Origin of the sequence: Alteromonas naphthalenivorans (genome assembly GCF_000213655.1) — a bacterium.
In the GTDB taxonomy this organism is placed as follows: Bacteria; Pseudomonadota; Gammaproteobacteria; order Enterobacterales; family Alteromonadaceae; genus Alteromonas; species Alteromonas naphthalenivorans.
Genome location: NC_015554.1, coordinates 4069095 through 4087721 on the forward strand (window position 1 = coordinate 4069095; position 18627 = coordinate 4087721).

General features: G+C 43.8%; 17 protein-coding genes. 8 read left to right on the plus strand and 9 right to left on the minus strand.

Features of this window, described 5'->3' with window-relative positions; translation table 11 throughout:
- Window positions 1-88: 88 nt before the first annotated feature.
- The 4 genes from AMBT_RS17815 to AMBT_RS17830 all read right to left on the minus strand — a co-directional run bounded on the left by AMBT_RS17815 (window position 89) and on the right by AMBT_RS17830 (window position 5967).
- A complete protein-coding gene (locus AMBT_RS17815; protein ID WP_013786041.1) occupies window positions 89-589 on the minus strand; it encodes an alpha/beta fold hydrolase in 501 nt (166 codons plus the stop codon).
- A gap of 21 nt (window positions 590-610) precedes the next feature.
- Entirely contained in the window at window positions 611-3709 is a 3099-nt protein-coding gene (locus AMBT_RS17820) for an efflux RND transporter permease subunit (protein WP_013786042.1), read from the minus strand.
- A 17-nt stretch (window positions 3710-3726) separates the two neighbouring features.
- Window positions 3727-4869, minus strand: coding sequence for an efflux RND transporter periplasmic adaptor subunit (locus AMBT_RS17825; RefSeq protein WP_013786043.1), 1143 nt, complete (start codon window positions 4867-4869; stop codon window positions 3727-3729).
- Window positions 4870-5295: 426 nt separating this feature from the next.
- Complete coding sequence (locus AMBT_RS17830) at window positions 5296-5967, minus strand: DNA-J related domain-containing protein (RefSeq protein ID WP_041453106.1); 672 nt, start codon at window positions 5965-5967, stop codon at window positions 5296-5298.
- Between the two features lie 227 nt (window positions 5968-6194).
- Between AMBT_RS17830 and AMBT_RS17835 the strand changes: the two genes are divergently transcribed.
- On the plus strand, window positions 6195-6911 hold the full coding sequence (locus tag AMBT_RS17835) for a DUF1499 domain-containing protein (RefSeq protein ID WP_013786045.1): 717 nt from the start codon (window positions 6195-6197) through the stop codon (window positions 6909-6911).
- A gap of 66 nt (window positions 6912-6977) precedes the next feature.
- Here AMBT_RS17835 and AMBT_RS17840 read toward each other — a convergent pair whose 3' ends face one another.
- Both AMBT_RS17840 and AMBT_RS17845 read right to left on the minus strand, forming a co-directional pair.
- Window positions 6978-7295, minus strand: a complete 318-nt coding sequence (locus tag AMBT_RS17840; protein WP_013786046.1) for a DMT family transporter — start codon at window positions 7293-7295, stop codon at window positions 6978-6980.
- Between the two features lie 57 nt (window positions 7296-7352).
- Entirely contained in the window at window positions 7353-7955 is a 603-nt protein-coding gene (locus AMBT_RS17845) for a LysE/ArgO family amino acid transporter (RefSeq protein ID WP_013786047.1), read from the minus strand.
- Between the two features lie 149 nt (window positions 7956-8104).
- On the opposite strand from AMBT_RS17845, the gene AMBT_RS17850 reads away from it, so the two are divergent.
- The 7 genes from AMBT_RS17850 to AMBT_RS17880 all read left to right on the plus strand — a co-directional run bounded on the left by AMBT_RS17850 (window position 8105) and on the right by AMBT_RS17880 (window position 14902).
- Window positions 8105-8992 (plus strand): ArgP/LysG family DNA-binding transcriptional regulator, encoded by an 888-nt coding sequence (locus tag AMBT_RS17850; RefSeq protein ID WP_013786048.1) that lies wholly within the window; start codon window positions 8105-8107, stop codon window positions 8990-8992.
- Entirely contained in the window at window positions 8989-9582 is a 594-nt protein-coding gene (locus AMBT_RS17855; RefSeq protein WP_013786049.1) for a class I SAM-dependent methyltransferase, read from the plus strand. Before AMBT_RS17850 ends, AMBT_RS17855 begins: the two co-directional genes overlap by 4 nt.
- 96 nt (window positions 9583-9678) lie before the next feature.
- Complete coding sequence (locus tag AMBT_RS17860; RefSeq protein ID WP_148259125.1) at window positions 9679-11616, plus strand: diguanylate cyclase; 1938 nt, start codon at window positions 9679-9681, stop codon at window positions 11614-11616.
- Between the two features lie 73 nt (window positions 11617-11689).
- Entirely contained in the window at window positions 11690-12643 is a 954-nt protein-coding gene (locus tag AMBT_RS17865) for a DUF3034 family protein (RefSeq protein ID WP_013786051.1), read from the plus strand.
- A 10-nt stretch (window positions 12644-12653) separates the two neighbouring features.
- The gene (locus tag AMBT_RS17870) at window positions 12654-13121 is read left to right on the plus strand and encodes a group I truncated hemoglobin (protein ID WP_013786052.1); all 468 of its coding nucleotides are present in this window, start codon (window positions 12654-12656) and stop codon (window positions 13119-13121) included.
- Between the two features lie 166 nt (window positions 13122-13287).
- Window positions 13288-13887 carry a porin gene (locus AMBT_RS17875; RefSeq protein WP_013786053.1) on the plus strand — a complete coding sequence of 200 codons (600 nt, stop codon included), beginning with the start codon at window positions 13288-13290 and terminating at the stop codon, window positions 13885-13887.
- A 184-nt stretch (window positions 13888-14071) separates the two neighbouring features.
- Window positions 14072-14902 (plus strand): mechanosensitive ion channel family protein, encoded by an 831-nt coding sequence (locus AMBT_RS17880; protein WP_013786054.1) that lies wholly within the window; start codon window positions 14072-14074, stop codon window positions 14900-14902.
- 153 nt (window positions 14903-15055) lie between these two features.
- Here the strand turns inward: AMBT_RS17880 and AMBT_RS17885 are convergent, their stop codons facing one another.
- From AMBT_RS17885 to AMBT_RS17895, 3 genes are all read right to left on the minus strand, one after another.
- A complete protein-coding gene (locus tag AMBT_RS17885; protein WP_013786055.1) occupies window positions 15056-15886 on the minus strand; it encodes a winged helix DNA-binding protein in 831 nt (276 codons plus the stop codon).
- A gap of 63 nt (window positions 15887-15949) precedes the next feature.
- On the minus strand, window positions 15950-17281 hold the full coding sequence (locus tag AMBT_RS17890) for a nitrilase-related carbon-nitrogen hydrolase (RefSeq protein WP_013786056.1): 1332 nt from the start codon (window positions 17279-17281) through the stop codon (window positions 15950-15952).
- Window positions 17282-17440: 159 nt separating this feature from the next.
- Window positions 17441-18622: a BaiN/RdsA family NAD(P)/FAD-dependent oxidoreductase gene (locus AMBT_RS17895; RefSeq protein WP_013786057.1), complete on the minus strand. Its 1182-nt coding sequence runs from the start codon at window positions 18620-18622 to the stop codon at window positions 17441-17443.
- Window positions 18623-18627 lie beyond the last annotated feature (5 nt).

Here is an 18627-nt window from a genome sequence, read left to right on the forward strand (position 1 = left end):
CTGTACCGCTATAATGACACATTTTTCCTGTTGTGCGTTACCAAGCTGGTAAGACAACAGGAAAAACGTTACAGCAGCAAAGCTTCCGTTAGTTCAGTGTAAACGGATGCAACCAATTGCGAAAGAAAGGCGATATCGCAAACATGCTTTTCGACAGTCTGTGACCGTCTTCTAGCAGTAACAACTGAGAATTACGCAACTTCGCATAATCTATACTGTGGCTAACAGGAATGACATCATCATTCCAGCCGTGGATTACACTCGTTTTTCCGGTGTAGTTATATTCTTGCACTTCGTAGCTTGGCATATACAGCGCCGGCGCTAGTAAAAATAAACCCCGTGCAGACACACGCTCAGCGGCCACCAAAGACACGTAACCGCCCATACTAGATCCTACCAGTATAACTTCATTGCCTTGCGCTTCTACCGTATCAACCAATCGGGTGATGCGATCTTCTGGCGAAGGTAAATCCTGATAATCCACACTAATAACATCAAAGCCAACATCGCTAGCTACGTTAGACAATGTAGTGATCTTACTGCCCCAAGGGCCACTTTCTTTTCCATGAGAAAAAATGACAGTAGTCATCGTAAAACCTCAACGTCTAAGTTATTTATCTTGTTTATGAAACAGCTTTTCAACCATCACGTAGAACATAGGTACAAAGAAAATGGCTAAGAAGGTGGCAGCAAACATGCCCCCCATCACCGCAATACCTATCGCGTTTTGGCTTGCTGAACCTGCACCGCTAGCCATTGCCAGCGGTGTTACACCGAGTATAAAGGCCATAGATGTCATTAATATGGGGCGAAAACGCTGAGAAGCCGCATTTGATACCGCCGTCATTAAATCAATGCCTTCTTCGTATTGCTCTTTCGCGAACTCAACAATAAGAATGGCATTTTTCGCCGCCAGACCCACTGTGGTCAAAAACGCAACTTGTAGGTAAACATCGTTTGGTAAATTGAATAAGAACGCAGCCGTTACCGACCCTAATATACCCAAAGGTACCACTAGCATTACTGCAAAGGGCACAGACCAACTCTCATACAATGCCGCTAGACATAAAAATACAATGAGAATAGAAATAGCATACAGCATAGGCGCTTGCGAGCCTGCTTGTTGTTCTTCAAAAGATAGGCCGGACCATTCAATGGCATAACCATCAGGCAATTGAGCGACTAGCTTCTCCATCTCTTCCATGGCTTCACCAGATGAAATACCTTCAGCGGGGCTACCTTGAATGTTGACCGATGATATACCGTTAAAACGCTCTAATTTCGGCGAGCCATACACCCACTCAGTAGACGCGAAGGTACTGAAGGCCACCATGTCTCCGTCGGCGTTACGCACAAACCACTTGTCTAAATCGTCTGGCGACATGCGATATTTTGCATCCGCTTGCATATAAACGCGTTTTATACGGCCTTTATCAATAAAGTCGTTTACGTAACTTGAGCCCCACGCAATTTGCAGTGCACTGTTTATTTCGCTTAGGTTTAACCCCAACGCAGATGCTTTTTCACTGTCTATATTCACCTTAAACTGAGGCACGTCGCTTAATCCGTTGGGGCGAACACCAGCAAGTTTAGGGTTTTGCGCAGCCATGCCTAACAATTGATTGCGGGCATTCATCAAGGCCACATGACCATTACTTCCACGATCCACAAGCTGCATATCAAAGCCTGTGGCGTTACCTAATTCCATAATGGGCGGTGGCACAATAGGAAATGCAGAAGCATCTTCAATTTGACTAAATGCGCCAAAGGCGCGACCTACCAGCGCAAATGCTGAGTCACTTTCATCTCGTACACTCCAGTCATTCAAGTTTACAAAACCCATACCGGCATTTTGAGCTTGGCCAGCAAAACTAAAACCGACAACCGTAAATAATCCGTTAACCGCACTTTGCTCGTGGTCTAAGAAAAAGTCTTCTGCCTTTTTAACCGACTCTAAGGTACGCCCAGCAGTTGCACCAGGAGGCGTACTTATTAGCACCATTAGGCGGCCTTGGTCTTCATCGGGTAAGAAAGCACCAGGTAATTGGGCAAAGATATATGCCATTCCGGCGACCAAAATACCGTATACCGCAAAGTAACGCTTAGCACGTTTCGCCATGTGGGTAGTGGTACGCTGATAGCGGTCGCGGCCTTTGTTGAATGTGCGGTTAAACCAACCAAAAAAGCCTTTGTCTTTGTCATGTTCAGGATCGTGTTGTTTTAACAGCGTGGCACACAATGAAGGCGACAATATAATTGCTACCAAAACCGAAAAGCCCATGGCAGACACGATAGTAATTGAGAACTGGCGATAAATAGCCCCAGCAGAACCACTGAAAAAGGCCATAGGAATAAATACCGTCGATAACACCGCGGCAATACCTACTAGCGCACCGGTAATTTGTGTCATGGATTTTTTAGTGGCTTCAGCGGGCGGTAAGCCCTCTTCTTCCATAATACGTTCAACGTTTTCAACCACGACAATAGCGTCATCCACTAGCAAGCCAATGGCTAGCACCATGGCAAACATAGTTAATACGTTTATGCTGTAACCAAATGCCAATAACACCGCAAAGGTACCTAGTAACACCACCGGAACCGCGATAGTAGGAATAAGGGTAGCGCGCCAATTCTGCAAAAATAGCAGCATGACGAAGAATACCAAAACCACAGCTTCAATCAGCGTGTGTACCACTGACTCAATCGACAATTCGATAAAGGGTGAAGCATCTACCGGATAAACCACTTTTACGCTGTCTGGTAGGTTGACTCGTAGCTCTTCAACTCGTTGCTTTACCGCATTGATAGTATCAAGCGCGTTCGCACCTGACGCTAAGCTAATAGCCATACCTGAGGCAGGGTGACGGTCGTAACGAACGATTACATCGTAGCTTTCAGCTCCTAGTTCAACCCGCGCTACATCGCGGACTCGAACTTGAGAACCATCTGTATTTACCCGCAACACGATGCTTTCAAAATCATCGACGGTTTGTAAGCGTGACTGAGCTTGAATAGTCGCATTAATTTGCTGGCCTTGAATGGCAGGTAAGCCCCCGAGTTGCCCCGCAGATACATCGGTGTTTTGCACTTCTACAGCAGCTTGTACATCTACCGGCGTTAAGTTGTAGCTGTACAGTTTGTCTGGATCTAACCAGATTCGCATTGAACGCTGGGCACCAAATACCCGAACGCTTCCCACGCCATTAACACGGGAGACTGAATCGCGAAATTGAGATACCAGCAAGTCACTTAAGTCGTACTGACTCATTTGCCCTGTTTCGTCATAAAAACCAATGGCTAACGAAAATGCTGAGTTTGACTTTGCAACAGTGACACCTTGTTGCTGCACCTGTGCCGGCAGCAATGGCAGTGCCGCTTGCACTTTATTTTGAGTTTGAACTTGCGCAATATCTGGGTCGGTGCCCGGTTCAAATGTGAGGCTAATAGACATACTGCTATTTGAGCTACTGGCAGAGAAATAACGTAAGTTATCGATGCCTGATAAGTTTTGCTCAACCACCTGCGTGACCGAGTTCTCAACAGTTTCTGCTGAAGCCCCTGGGTAAGTTGCAGTAATCGTCACCGTGGGTGGCGCAACTTTAGGGTATTGCTCAATTGGCAGGGTATAAATGGCAAGTACACCTGCCATCATCGTAATAATTGCAAGTACCCACGCAAAGACGGGTCTGTCGATAAAAAAGCGAGCCATAGTAAACTAATCCTATCTTAACGTGAGCCGCGTGACGATGACTGCCACTCGCTGGTGTTTACTTTACTGCCAGGTTTCACTTTTTGGTAACCAGAAACAATAAGTCTATCGCCCTCTTTGATACCCGAGGTGGCAATATATTGGTCTTTGTAGATGTCGCTAGTTTTTAGTGCACGCGCTTCTACCACGTCATTACTGTTCACCACATAGACTGACAATGAACCGTCTTGTTGACGCATCGTAGCGCGCTGCGGTACTAGTAGAGCCTGTTCTGTACCGGTAATAACGTGGCCTTTCACGAATAAGCCTGGTAACAACAACCCGTCTGGATTTGGCATTTCGGCGCGAAGGGCGACTGAACCGGTACTTTCATCCACGGTAACTTCCGAAAACTTCACGCTACCTATGTGTTCGTATTTCTTACCCGTGGCCTCGTCCACAGTCAATTCCACAGGCATCGAGCCTTGTTCTTGCATGGCTTGGCGAAGGGTCAGTATGGCTCGACCCGACTCCTGCATATCGATGAAGATAGGGTTTAACTGCGTAATAGTGGCAAGTTGCTGCGTTTGGTTTGTGGTCGCGAGTGTACCTTCTGTCACAAACGAGCGACTGATACGGCCGCTAATTGGCGCATACACCTTGGTATAGCCTAAGTTAACTCGTGCTAAATCTACCGCCGCTTGAGCAACACTAATCGCTGCCTGTGCTTGTTCCTTTTGCGCAATAACATCGTCGTATTCTTGGCGACTGATGGCATTTTGTTTAATTAGGTCATCGTAGCGGCGAGCTTTCGCTTCTAAGGTTTTTAAATTCGCTTGTGCACTTTTAACGTCAGCAATGGTGCTGTTTAATTGAGCACGATAACGCGCATCATCAATTTGATAAAGTTGCTGGCCTTTTTCAACCTGCGCACCTTCTTCAAATAAACGCTCTGTAATCACTCCATCAACCTGAGGGCGAACCTGAGACTGACGAGATGGCGTAACCCTTCCTGGCAGAATCATTTCATGGGTTACCGCTTGGCGTGCAATAGTAAGCACCGATACAGACTGTGGCGGCATGGCTTGCTGCCCTGCGCCCGCCTGTTCAGACTCAGACGAACACCCAATCGCACCTACCAACAAAGCTAGGGTAGTGATGACATAAAAAACGCGTTTCATAATAATTTCTCGAATTTAAAAACTAACGATTACCGGCAAACGAGAACGTTTAACCGGTAAACTTAAATTTTGGGCCTGTATTAACGTAGGTAACTTCCATGCGCCGAGTTATAAATACATTGGCATTACTCAGCCCGATCACATCAACTGGACTAATGAGATCGTATGCTTCAAATGCGGCGCGACATCGCAGTAACGCACAACGTATCAATTTACTGTGACGAAAGGGTTACTCATCGGCCAGTATGAATAATGGGACACCCTATTCATGACATATCTGACACAAGCTTTACATTGTGCGCGCTTATACTAAAGATTAAAAGTAAAGGGAGTTAAAGGTGCTGATCTTATCGGTCAGTTGCAGTATTTTTATACTGTAGCGGTACCCTAAGGTTGTAAAACACGCTTTTCATTCAACTTTTAGTATTAGAGCCCGTAATACCGCAATAAGGTTTGGTACGCCGAAATAACATTTTGCGCTGCTTCGTGGCTACCTCCTTTGTCTGGGTGCACTGTTGCCAACTGCTTCTTGTAATGCCTCTTAAGCGTCGGTAACGTGATTGACACAGACTCCTCTAAGTTGAGTAAAGTGTGACATTGCACAATACTTTCTTTTGAATCGAAAGCGGGCTCAGCCCCCATCATTCGCTGCCAAAAGCCATTCAATAAAGCCTCTACATCAGCTTCACCAGTGCTGGCCAAGTTTTGCCAGTTCAGGTAGTACTCTGCAAGCGGATCGCTTTTATCTAATGTAGTGGCGTTTCTCACAGAGGCGCTTTGACTACTCGCTTTCAAGGGCAATAGAATGATGCGTGTAGTATGAATATCTAGCTCACCCACCGAGGCATCACGCCAGAGATTTCTAAGCAAATATAGGGTATGAAACAAGATGAAGTGGGTATTAAACAATGCTAGGGAATCGCGCAGCGCGTTGTCATTGAACAACTGATAGGGTGGCGACTTAAGTTGCGAAATTAGCGCATACTCTGTCATCCCTTCTTCAAACTCTGCTTTTTTTGTGGAAAGTATGTCTAACAGCACTTCCACTTTCTGTGCATTCGTCGCATTAAAAGAAGGGATCTCTTGGGCATTCCCCATAGTAAACCTCATGTTTGTATCAGCATATAGCATAGCAGAAGTTACTCTATTCCCCTTATGTAAACGCCACTAGTGCTTCTGACTCCTTCGTCCTTTCACTGCTTGCAAAGGTTTTTGCGACGGATCAAGCGCTTTACTCGCAAATTTAGTGGAAAATTTGAACCAAAAGCGCCCAATGACTGTTAAAGTTATGTTATACAAAGCAACAATAATAATTAGGAGCTCACTTGAAAGCACTCATTGCACTGACCAGCATTATTGGATTTTTAATGGTGGTATTACCAGGCCCGCTATATCAGTACGCAGGCGTTGATTTAGGCACCGCATTTACCTCTCTGCGCTATGGCGTATATGTGGGTGGCGCAGCCATTATACTTATCATTCTACAAGTACTAATAAAACGTAAAAGCGTCAGCTGGGGCAGTACGTTTGTTTTCGCTATATTAGCGTTAATTGCTGTCGCCATGCCTGTTAGCATGATGGGCAAAGCCAGTACCGTACCGCCTATTCACGATATCACTACCGATGTGACCAACCCTCCGGCGTTTGTGGCTATTGCGCCGCTACGTGAAAATGCACCTAACCCTATTACTTACGAGGGTGGTGAGGTAACACGTCAGCAAATCGATGCTTACCCTGAAATTAGAACCCAATTATTGGCGCAAAGCATTGATGAAGTCTTTGCAGCTAGTGAACAAACTATTGACGTATTAGGCTGGGAGCGTGTGTCCGATGGCGCATTGCCCTATACATTAGAGGCGACTGACACCACCCAGTGGTTTGGATTCAAAGATGATGTGGTTATTCGCCTAAAAGCAAAAGACGATAACACCCTTGTAGATATTCGCAGTAAATCTCGGGTTGGAAAAAGCGATTTAGGTAAAAACGCCGAACGCATCGACACCTTTTTAACTGAACTTCGCGCTCAGTTAAACGCTAACTAATACCCACAGTTAGACAATAAACAAAAAGCTCAGGAAATACCTGAGCTTTTTTATACGCCACATTTTTTAGTGGGCTAATTTCAATACCACAACGCCTGCCACAATTAAGGCTGCGCCAAAGTAGCGCGCGATAGAAGTCGGATCGCCATAAAATACAACCCCAACTAGAAACGTACCCGCCGCACCTATGCCAGTCCACACGGCGTATGCCGTACCTATAGGAATATTTTTTTGCGCCATCCATAAACAGAAACCACTGGCCGCCATAAACCCTATCGCTAACAGTATACCCAGCACGCGAGTTTCAGCTTCTTGAGACAGCTTTAACCCCACTGGCCAACCTATTTCTAATAAGCCAGCCACAATCAAATAAACCCAGCTCATATACCTCTCCTTCTTGCGATTGGCTGCTTACCAAAAGCTTTCACTCATGCCTGTATACTACAAGCTAGCCAGTTGAATGCTTACCGCCCCTAATACCGCTGCGTTTAAGCGGTTAAACCAACGCCAAAACGACGGGCGCTGCATAAGGTGCGCAAATTTAGCGGTGAGGGTACTTAGCCCAACAAACCATACGATAGACGCCCAAATTGCACCGCAGACAAACCACCATTTATCAAGTTGCCATTGGCTGGCTAAGTTCCCCATTAATAGCAGCGTATCTAAGTAAAAATGAGGATTCAACCACGTCACCGCCATAGCAATCAGAAACGCACGCTTAAATGACGTTTGCTTCTTCGACATTTCAAGTACCAACGCATCATCAGCCATAGAGGCTTTGAGTTTGTTAAACGCGAACCACAAAAGAAAGATAACGCCCGCCCACTTAGTGACTGATACCAACAAAGGATATTCTTGTAACAGCAACCCGAATCCCATTGCTCCTAAGCTGATAGAAATGGCATCGCTCACTATAAACAGCAGTACGAACAACCCGGTCCATTGACGCTTCAAAGACTGTTCGATTAAAAAACTATTTTGCGCACCGACGGCGATTATTAGGGTGCCGCCCATCACAAAACCACTCAACGCTGCCGCAAACATGAACTAAACCTCAAAAATTGAATGAATAAAAAATAGGCGTTGATTTTAGCTACTCTTTCAAACTAAATTAAATTAATAATTTTTCTTTGCTATTAAATTAATTAATAATACTGGGAATACCTATTTAAATAAGAGTGCTTGCTTTCATCATGCTTGATTATGCTGCCCTACACAGTTTTCGCGAAGTGCTACGCTACGGCAGTTTTGAGCGCGGCGCCCAAGCGCTCAATCTGACTCAGTCGGCAGTTTCGCAAAAGATAAAGCGACTAGAACAACAAGTGGGCGGGCCGGTATTAGTGCGTATGAAACCGTTAAAGGCCACGCCACTTGGCGAACAACTCTTGTCTCACGTGCAAAAAGTAAGTGTGTTAGAAGAGCAGTTAACCACACGCAGCGGGGCGGCTGACCATGCTTCGCCACTGAGTGTAGCAGTAAACAACGATGTGCTGGCGACCTGGTTTACTGAGGTCATGGCAAGATTTAGTGAAATGCGCTCTAACCCCGTACATATTTATAATGCTGATCAAACCCAAACCCGCACCCTATTGCAGCAAGGTAAAGTCATGGCCTGCATTAGCCAAACTGGCACTCCCATTACCGGCGGGCAATCAGCCAGGCTTGGTACTATGAATTATCAACTCTATGCTTCGCCTGGCTTTATACAACGTTACCTTCAAAATGACATAAGCCCCGAACGAGTAATGAGCACTCCGGGGTTACTTTATGACGAATTTGATGTCACCCTACTCACCGACTATCAGCGAGAATGTTTAGACTTTCCGCCGTCGCTAACCACATGTCATTGGTATCCGTCATCTCATGGGTTTGCAAAAATGGCCGTAGAAGGCGTAGCGTGGGCGTTATTGCCAACCTTACAAGTTAAACAAGAAGTGGCATCGGGTCAGCTCATCTCGCTATTTCCTAGCAAACAATTAGGTGTGCCTTTGTTTTGGCATTGGACAGAACAGGCATCACATGCCCTTGGCGATTTTAGCCAAGTGGTTAAACACATTTCAAAAGAACAGCTAACACCATGAAGTACAATAAACACATCGCGTATTACCACCAGCACGCTTCAAAGCTTGCTTCACAATACACTAGTGTTGCATTTGAGGATGTACATGGCGATTGGTTGTCACATATACCGTCGCTAACCCATACCACTATATTAGACATAGGTGCAGGAGCAGGCAGAGACGCGAAAGCGCTGGCCGATTTGGGAAATCACGTAACCGCTATTGAGCCTGCAACCGCGCTAATGCAATCAGGCATTGCCTTTACGGGAGAGTCAGTAACGTGGATTAAAGATACCCTGCCCTTACTCACATCACAGAAAAAGCAACACTACGGGTTAATTTTGATTAGCGCGGTATGGATGCACTTAACCCACGTTCAGCAACAACAAAGCTTGCAACGATGTAGCCAATTGCTTTTAACCGAAGGGCTCCTAGTCATTACTTTGCGACACGGGAAATTTGATGACGAACGGGTGGCTAATCCGGTTAATGCAAGGGACACTATCGAGTTCGCAAAATCCTGTGGCTTAACCTTAATTCATAACACAGACTCTAGCGACAAACTGCACCGCCAAGGTGTCAGTTGGCAAACTTTAGTCTTTACAAAATAAGCAAAAATGTCGCTTCACTCCGAACACTTTTCATACTAACCTAGTGCCAGATTGCAGGTTAATTAAGCAAGGTTGTAGCCATTCGGAGGGCTTTTTTTGGCTGTAGTACATAGACGCACCTGTTTCTTGATGCTTTTCGCCATTTGGGGGGTGCTGGTTAGCCTTTCTTTTCCTGTGTCTGCAACTCTTGATACCGCAACTACAGCGGTACCTGTTTCTGACACTATGCCAGGCACAATTAGTGAAAATGCATTACACGACTTTGAAAATGCTATTTTTCTAAACCCTCAGCAAACCTACCGAAAATTAGTCACACTTGCTCAGTCAAATGACTTCAGTGATGAAGGCAAAGTTTGGCTGTTGTTACGAAAAGCCCAAACCGAGAGTGTATTAACCTTATACAAAGAAATGGATGCCACCCTTGCCACTGTCGCAACCTTCACCAATGTGATGACGAACGAACAAAATGCACTATGGCTTTATTTAAAAGGGAGCCGGATGCACCAAACAGGCGATATTTCTGGCGCTATCGACACGCTGAAGTATGCAGTTGAAGTCGCTAAAGAAGAGCCTAACAGTACTATTTACGTGCTTGCTATTAGAGAGTTAGGTTACGGATTCGCACTTTCCGGAGACTACTACCGGGCCACCCTCATACTGCAAGATGCTTATAAAAATCTCGTCATTTTAAACAACCCCTTTTTTAATGGGTTGTTAGAAGAGAGCTTAGGCGACACCTATAACTATTTAGGTAATTACACAAAAGCCATTGAGTATTACGAAGGTGCACTTACCTTCTTCGAGTCCATTGGCTACCAACCCCATGTTGCCAGTACCTTATTGGGCTTAGCTATGGTGAACCGAAAGCTAGAAAATTGGAATGATGCACTTTCCTACTTTGACCGTTACGAAATAGCGTTGAATTTTACCAATAATCACAGCGAAAATTTCTATTTGCATTATGGCCGTGCTATGACAATGGCAGAAAGAGGAGAGTGTAACGCTGCTATTGGTGCTATTGATGATGCGCTGGGCTTATCGGGCCCCATTGATTACAACGCAGAACTTTACAAAAAACGCGCCCTATGCAATTTAACCCTTGATAACTTAGCTGAGGCTAAACAAGATTTATCGAAAGCACGCACTATTTTTAACGGCATAGAAGCATTGCACAATACGCAGTGGCACTTAGAGCTTGATTACATTGCAGGCTTAGTGGCATTTAAAGATAATCGCTTTGAGCAGGCTTTTGAATTTATTCATAGGTATTACAAAGACTTCCTTGAGTTGCAGCGTTTAAACAATTCAGAATATGTCACCCAAGTACAAGCCACAATGGAAGCCGAGCGTAAAGACAAAGAAATTGCCCTCCTAAAACAACAAACACAACTTCAAGCGGCTACGGCCAGGGAGCAATCGCTGAAAGTACGGCAGAAAAATATGATGCTGGTAGGCGTAGTAGTCATCTTTGCACTGTTACTTATTTTTGTGGTTTTCCAATATAAAAACTCAAGAAAGCTATTGGCCCTTTCTATTCGAGACGATCTTACTGGCTTACACAATCGGCGTTACTTCTTTGATTATTTCGAGCACAACCTAGTTAAGCTGAACCCCAGTCACGTAGGCTTGGCACTCATCTCTTTCGACATAGATAACTTCAAACACATTAATGACAACCTTGGTCATCACGTAGGCGACGAAGTCATTAAAACCGTGGCACACACAGCGGCAAATACACTACGTACTAATGACGTTATTGCACGTATTGGGGGAGACGAATTTATAATTGCCCTTCCCCGCACCACACTGCTACAAGCTAAAGAAATAGCCAAGCGAATCCTTGAAAATATCAGGAGTCACCGGTTTACCACTAAAGAAGGCGCAGATTTTAGTGTAACCGCGAGCTTGGGCGTGGCTTATCATCATCAAAACAAGCTTATTGCCTTAGATGTGAAATCGATGATGGAGTCTGCCGACACAGCGCTATACCAGTCTAAGCGGGCTGGCAAAAATCGCTTCACGGTTGCAGCTTAGGAAAAGCACGAGTAAGGCTTTATTTCTGACAAAACTTACCTATTATTTAGGTAAGCTTCAAGAAAGGGAATTTATGATTAAAGCAACATTTTTTTGCCTAGGCTTTTGTTTAATTTCATTTTTCAGCAGTGCAAACACGGGCTCTCGCCTAACTGCAACGGGCGGCGTTACTGGATTTGAAGGCACCGCTGGTGGCGGTATCACGCCTTGGGCCTTTATTAGCGGCTATGGCAGTAAAGAAGAAATTAACGGTACCGCGAATGTTCAATACCTTCATTTAAACGACTACACCTTAACCACCTTTGGTGCCAGCCTTGGCATTTACGATCGCGTTGAATTAAGCGTACAACGACAAACTCTAGATATTTCATCTGGCATTACCAGCAATGTTTTCAGCTTACTTACCGATGGGGCAATTAGCGCCGCACAATCTACCCGTATCGACATAGATATTGTGTCTGCAAAAGTGAAAATATTGGGTGATGGCGTTTTTAACCAACGCACTTGGGTACCCCAAGTGGCTATTGGCGCACAATATAAAAAACACCGAGATTTTGATACCACGCTTCTATTGCCCGATGGCACCGGCCCGCTTCCTAATCAAGGTGTAGCGCGCATACTTGGGGCTAAAGATGATAGCGGTACTGATGTTTTTGTTTCTGCAACCAAGCTTTATTTAGGCCATATTAACGGTTTCAACCTATTGACCAATCTGACCGCCCGCTATACCAAAGCAAACACCTTTGGGTTACTTGGTTTTGCTAGTGAAAATGACGATAGTTATAAACTGGAATGGGAAGGTTCTTTGGCGCTACTAACCAGCCCGTCAACCGTGGTCGGCGTTGAGTTTAGAACGCAAACCAATCGCCTAGGCGGGCTAGCAGAAGAAGATACGGTAACCGACGCCTTCATTGCTTACTTTCCCAATAAGTCATTTTCCCTCACCGCAGCTTATGTAGATTTAGGCAACTTGCCTATGCAGCCTAGCTCGACAGGCTTCTATCTAACTGCCACTGCTAATTTTTAAGTTGGTGATGATGAGTACCTATTTACACAAAACAAGAATAACGACAGCCGTAATTGCGCTACTTTTTATTCTGTTAGGCAGCATCAGTGGGTGTTCTAACACGCACACTGCCAACCAAAACGCTACCAGCCTGTACGATGAAATCGGTGGCAGTAAAACCCTTAATACTGTGTTTGGTGTTGCCATTAATCGCATCTATAAAGACCCTGTTATAGGGCATTACTTTAATGGTGTTCCAAAAAGTCATTTACGCAAACAACTGGTATCACAAACGTGCGAGCTTATTGGCGGCCCTTGTGTTTACGAAGGCAAGGCCATGCTAGAGACCCACAAAGACTTAAATATTAAAGAGCGAGAGTTTTATATTTTAGTGGAGTATGTGCAAGACGCGATGCGTGATGTTGGCTTAACCTATCAACAAGAGAATCAAATTCTGCAAAAATTAGCGCCAATCAAATACGAAACGATTTACCTGTAGTTTGTGGGGGGCATCTAGTGGTATCGATGCAGTATGTTTAAAAAAGCTAGGCATAAGTGAAAATGTCCTCTTTTTACCTGAATATTGATTAACTTAGCGTTCATTTTTCGTTCATCTCACATCCCCTATTCTTCTTATTAGTTCCCCAACCTAATAGGGATATTCAATGTATAAACTTCTTATCGCTCCAACCTGTTTTTTAGCAGCAAGTGCTGTATTTGCGGCTGACAAACCCATTATTAATGTCCCTTCTTACGACTTTGCACAGGTTTCACTAGTGCAAACGGAATTCGCCGATTTAGATATGTTTACTCCGAAAGGCTTTGAATTTAAGGCAAGTAAAGTACTTGGAATGAACGTTTTTGGTGAAGCCACATATTTTACCGCTGATGATAAAACCCAAGGGGTAAACATGGATGTCGACCGTTGGAAAGTGGCAGTTGGCTATATTCACCGCTTTTCAAATCGCACAGTACTGGACGGTAAAGTCGGCTATGGTGAAATTGATATTAAAATAAACGACAGTGTAAATGCCGTTTCAGCAGGTACCGAATACCTTACCGGTGAGGCTAATATTCGACATATGATAGCAAACAATGTGGAAGTCTATGGCGGATTAGAATGGCAGAAATGGGATGAAGGTTCTGATCAAAAAGCCTATAAGTTAGGCACGCAATATTTCTGGGATTCGATAGCAGTTGGCGGTGAATATACTAAATTTTCCGATTCCGAGGTGTTTGCAGCCTTTGTTCGCTATACCTTTTAAAAACGTTTAATTATCTGATTAATCAAAATAAAGTAGTGAAATCCTTGTGTATTTCGCTGCTTTATTTTCACAGCTTCATACTATTGATGAATACCTTTAATGTGGTTTATGGCCTATAACATAGCGGCTTGAAGCACCCTTACGAATCATTAAAGAATAATCAATCGTTATGAGGAATTTGAGCATGGAAGAATTTATTGCATCACTTGATGTTGATCAGTATCTCCCTGGCGCACTAGCGTGGGCCACTAATATACTACTTGCGCTACTTATATTAATTATAGGTATGTGGGTAGCAGGTAAAGCCTATAAGGGCATGGTTGCACTAGCCGGTAGATACCCCCAATTAGACGACACCTTATTTAAGTTTTTTGGTAGCGTAATACGCTACACCATCTTAGCCTTTGTAGGCATAGCCGTTCTTAACCGTTTTGGTGTACAAACCGCATCTATCATTGCACTACTTGGCGCCGCGGGGCTTGCCGTAGGTTTAGCACTGCAAGGCACACTGTCTAATTTAGCCGCTGGCGTTATGCTACTTATCTTCCGCCCTTACAAAGTAGATGACTTTGTAGAAGCAGCAGGCAAGTTTGGTAAAGTCACCGAAATAGATATGTTCACTACCATTTTGCAAACCTTCGATAACCAACACATTATCATTCCAAATAGCCAAATTTGGGGCGAGCAAATTACCAACCACTCACACCATGAAATTCGCGGTGTAGATATGACCTTTGGTGTTGCTTATGGTGAAAGTATTGATGCTGCACGCGCCGTTATCGACAAAGTGCTCGCTGAACACCCCCATGTACTTAAAGAGCCTGCGCCGTTTGTTGAAGTAGAAACCTTAAACAACAGCTCGGTAGACTTCATTGTACGTCCGTTCTGTGAAGGTCAGCACTACTTCGATATTCGTTACTCAGTGCCTGAGCAAATTAAGAAAGGGCTTGATGAAGCGAACATTGAAATTCCATTCCCACATCGTAAAGTTATTTTGGTTAATGAGACCAATTAGACATTGATTCTGATATGAGAAGGGCGAACTAAGAAGCCTACAAATACATTGGATTCATGGCTAAACAACAACTAAGGCCTGATTTCGATATTTTATCGAACTCAGGCCTTTTTAGCGTCAAACTAAAATACTGCCAATTTTTTATATAAAAAATTAAGAATCACTTGCTCTACAACTATCTGATAACGCTTCTTGTATTACGTTCGTCAGTTCGGTGTTTCGAGGTTGCTCCGAAACACTAACTTGATGTGGAACCTGATGGAAGCTCGGCACTATTCGACCGGAAGTTTGGGAAATAGCTTCTCTTGGTCTTATGTGGTTCACTGTTAGGTACTCAACTTTTTGCTCACCTTCCAACTCTCGAACTAGAACATAAGCCTTCTTCCCTTTTTCAGTTAAGCTATATTCTTTTGTTTTCCCATCAGTGGCACTTAGTCGTTCTGAAATAGTCCCCATTCTTTTGAGTTCTGTTGTAATTCTAGAAACTCTCTGTTTAGGTGTTATACCTAATTGGTTGGTTATATCTTGAACTGTGCAAGGCTCATTGTAAGCTAAACGAATAATACCTCTATGCTGGCTTCGCTTTGATAAAAAAACTATCTCATCTTTAAATAATTTTTGTTTTACGAGAACATTAAAAATATGCTTATATGTCCGCCAAGCAATATTTTTATCGTATGTCAGATCGGTATCTACTGCTCTCAAAATTAACTGTGATGCTGCGAATGTTGCATCTACATTAAGAATTTGTTGAGGAGTCAGTTGATCAGTAGATGCTGATTCAATAAGCCTATCAAAAAAGCTTTCAATAAATGGAATAAATGAATCTGTAATAAATTCTGGGATCGTCTTAACAAAACCTCTTAACTTTAAAATAGCATCAGGAAGTTCTTCGATACGATCAATACCAGTATTTTTAAACGAAGATAATAGTTCTACTGCTTCCAACTCTTCTTTCGAAGATGGAGCGTTTGGCGTAACCATGATGTCACCTATGTTAGAAAGTGAAATAACTATAGTTTGGTTAGTAAACAATTACAATGTTTACTACGTAACATCTTTACCAAAAGATTCATAGCCAAGACGAGAGATTGTACTTTTTTTTCCTATTTCCCCCCTCAAGAAGCCATGATAAATAGAACTAGCCCCATTGTCGGTAGGATCACCGAGTTCTTGGTTAACTAAAGCCACTACGGGCCCAGCCATTCTGTAGATTGCCTTAACGCGCGTTTCATGGAGTTTCATAGTGCTTTCACCTCCCATTGTGGGCACGAAGAAATAATCTACCCCAGATTGATGAGCAAAATCGTGCATTCTCATGTTGTCGTCACAGAAGTCTTTGCATATTAGGGTAACTCCTCTGCCAAATGGGAGTTCAATAATTGCCAAGGAACGCCCTGTAGAAGTTTTTTCTACCCCATACTTTTCGTCACCTGTAAATCGAGTCATCTTGTCATGAGTAAAAGCGATTGAGCCGGTATGATCCAATGCAGTACACGTATTAAAATACGCATCTTTCTTACGGTTATATTTGTGGAAGCTTCCTGCGATCACTAGGCTTATCCCATGACCTTTTGAATTTTCTCTATTTCTATTGGTATTTAACCAGCAGGCTATCTCGTCAACTATATTATTGGGAATAGTTAGCTCAGGAAATATAACAATGTCACAATCATTTTCGACGGCGTAGTGCAAGACTTTCTCAGCTTCAGCAAAGCGATCTACACTTGGATGAATATCTTTAGCTAAAAAGCTTACGTCAGTCTCACCTCTGTCAATTTCAAACTCAACACCTGCACTTTCAAAACTACATACGCATATCTTGGGTGTTTCTCGATTTTTACTATGAAAATTTGTCCATGCTGACTCTGGTAACGCTTTAAAATCAAATGCAAAGCTAAAAGAGTTTGTCAGAATATGATTCCAATGCATTACCCTAATTGGGTTGTCTCGTTGTTTTCTTGTCGTTATAAAGTCGTTATGAGATATATCGCTTTGCAATAGGTGAACAGTATGACGAATATCGTCGTAAATAATGTCAATGGTCTCATGAGACTTTCTGGAGTTTTCATGCAAAAATTCATCCATCAACACGAAAACTGATAGTAGGTTCGCTGTTTCAAAGTACTTGTTTATTTCCTTGAACCCGCCTTCTTCAATTTTCCGAAAAGAGGACATAAGACCTGATTCGTTTAAAAAGTCTGAACGCTCTGTGGGGGTAAAGACTGAGTAATCTCCATATTCATCACTAGATAGCTCATTGGCATACTGACTAAAGTACCCCCCTATCTCTAAATGCAAGTACAATAAACAATAGGCGTCAGATACATGTTCATGAAATTTTTTTGCTAATAACCTTCTGAACTGCATGTCTTTCATCGCTCTTGACCGTCCCTGTTGTCTTGAGGTTAGATAATGTATCGACAGAGGAATAGTAAAATATTTTCGATATCAAAACCCTCTTCCTGAAAAACTATTGCTTTGACTCAAGCGCATAGCTAACCATTTAATCTACTTGCTCTGACTAATCATTGTCAACTACACCACCTGCCCGGCTGCCCAGCCGCTGCTCCAAGCCCACTGGAAATTAAAGCCCCCTAACCAACCGGTTACATCTACCACTTCGCCTATAAAATAAAGGCCTTCTACGTTTTTAGCCATCATGGTTTTAGACGATAGCTCATTGGTGTTTACACCACCAATAGTAACTTCGGCGGTTCTGTAACCCTCGGTGCCGTTTGGTTTTATTTGCCAGTTTTCTAGCGTGTTAGCAATAGCCTCGCATTCGCTGTGGCTCAGCTGCTTCACCGGTACATTGCGCCATTGATGATATTCAATAAAGCTTTGTACCATGCGTTTGGGGAACACTTTGTTTAAACAGGTTGCCAGTAGGGCATCTGGCGTGTCGGTGCGCGCCGTATTAATAAGCGCCTGCGCATCTTCAGTTGGGAGCGTATTAATACTTAACGCATCGCCAGCTTCCCAATAGCTTGAGATTTGTAGCATGGCTGGGCCACTTAGGCCGCGATGTGTAAACAGCATAGCTTCACGGAATGAGGTGTCGTTGCATTGTGCATTTACGTCTATGGCAATGCCGCTGAGTTCGGCTAATACGTCTTTGTCTTTATCTTGCAGGGTGAAAGGTACTAGAGCTGCGCGAGTGGGTAGCACATTTAAGCCGAACTGCTCTGCCACTTTGTAACCAAATGGTGTTGCGCCTAGCTTCGGCATGCTTAAGCCGCCGGTGGCAATAACGAGTGACTCACATTGGTATTCACCCAAAGAAGTGTTAAGCGTGTAACCTGATTCGGTTTTTTCAACGCTTACAATGTCGCAGCGTGTGGTAATAGTTACCCCCGCTTTATCACACTCTTTTAGCAGGAGCTCTACAATATCTTTCGCGCTGTCGTCGCAAAATAGCTGGCCGAGTGTTTTTTCGTGATAGGCAATACCGTGCTCTGCTACCAATCCAATAAAATCCCATTGGGTGTAGCGGCTTAATGCCGACTTACAAAAGTGTGGGTTTTGCGATAGAAAGTTTTCAGGGCCAGCGTACATATTGGTGAAGTTACAGCGTCCGCCTCCAGACATAAGGATTTTACGACCTACTTTTTTGGCGTGATCGAGCACTTCTACACTGCGCCCACGGGCACCGGCTTGCGCTGCACAAAACAGCCCTGCTGCACCAGCACCAATCACAATTACATCACGCTGTTTCACACTAC

What these genes read in the sequence shown, in the direction of transcription:
- AMBT_RS17815 (WP_013786041.1), bottom strand. Translation starts at nt 589, where the DNA reads ATGACTACTGTCATTTTTTCTCATGGAAAAGAAAGTGGCCCTTGGGGC.
- AMBT_RS17820 (WP_013786042.1), bottom strand. Translation starts at nt 3,709, where the DNA reads ATGGCTCGCTTTTTTATCGACAGACCCGTCTTTGCGTGGGTACTTGCA.
- AMBT_RS17825 (WP_013786043.1), bottom strand. Translation starts at nt 4,869, where the DNA reads ATGAAACGCGTTTTTTATGTCATCACTACCCTAGCTTTGTTGGTAGGT.
- AMBT_RS17830 (WP_041453106.1), bottom strand. Translation starts at nt 5,967, where the DNA reads ATGGGGAATGCCCAAGAGATCCCTTCTTTTAATGCGACGAATGCACAG.
- AMBT_RS17840 (WP_013786046.1), bottom strand. Translation starts at nt 7,295, where the DNA reads ATGAGCTGGGTTTATTTGATTGTGGCTGGCTTATTAGAAATAGGTTGG.
- AMBT_RS17845 (WP_013786047.1), bottom strand. Translation starts at nt 7,955, where the DNA reads ATGTTTGCGGCAGCGTTGAGTGGTTTTGTGATGGGCGGCACCCTAATA.
- AMBT_RS17850 (WP_013786048.1), top strand. Translation starts at nt 8,105, where the DNA reads ATGCTTGATTATGCTGCCCTACACAGTTTTCGCGAAGTGCTACGCTAC.
- AMBT_RS17855 (WP_013786049.1), top strand. Translation starts at nt 8,989, where the DNA reads ATGAAGTACAATAAACACATCGCGTATTACCACCAGCACGCTTCAAAG.
- AMBT_RS17865 (WP_013786051.1), top strand. Translation starts at nt 11,690, where the DNA reads ATGATTAAAGCAACATTTTTTTGCCTAGGCTTTTGTTTAATTTCATTT.
- AMBT_RS17870 (WP_013786052.1), top strand. Translation starts at nt 12,654, where the DNA reads ATGAGTACCTATTTACACAAAACAAGAATAACGACAGCCGTAATTGCG.
- AMBT_RS17875 (WP_013786053.1), top strand. Translation starts at nt 13,288, where the DNA reads ATGTATAAACTTCTTATCGCTCCAACCTGTTTTTTAGCAGCAAGTGCT.
- AMBT_RS17880 (WP_013786054.1), top strand. Translation starts at nt 14,072, where the DNA reads ATGGAAGAATTTATTGCATCACTTGATGTTGATCAGTATCTCCCTGGC.
- AMBT_RS17885 (WP_013786055.1), bottom strand. Translation starts at nt 15,886, where the DNA reads ATGGTTACGCCAAACGCTCCATCTTCGAAAGAAGAGTTGGAAGCAGTA.
- AMBT_RS17890 (WP_013786056.1), bottom strand. Translation starts at nt 17,281, where the DNA reads ATGAAAGACATGCAGTTCAGAAGGTTATTAGCAAAAAAATTTCATGAA.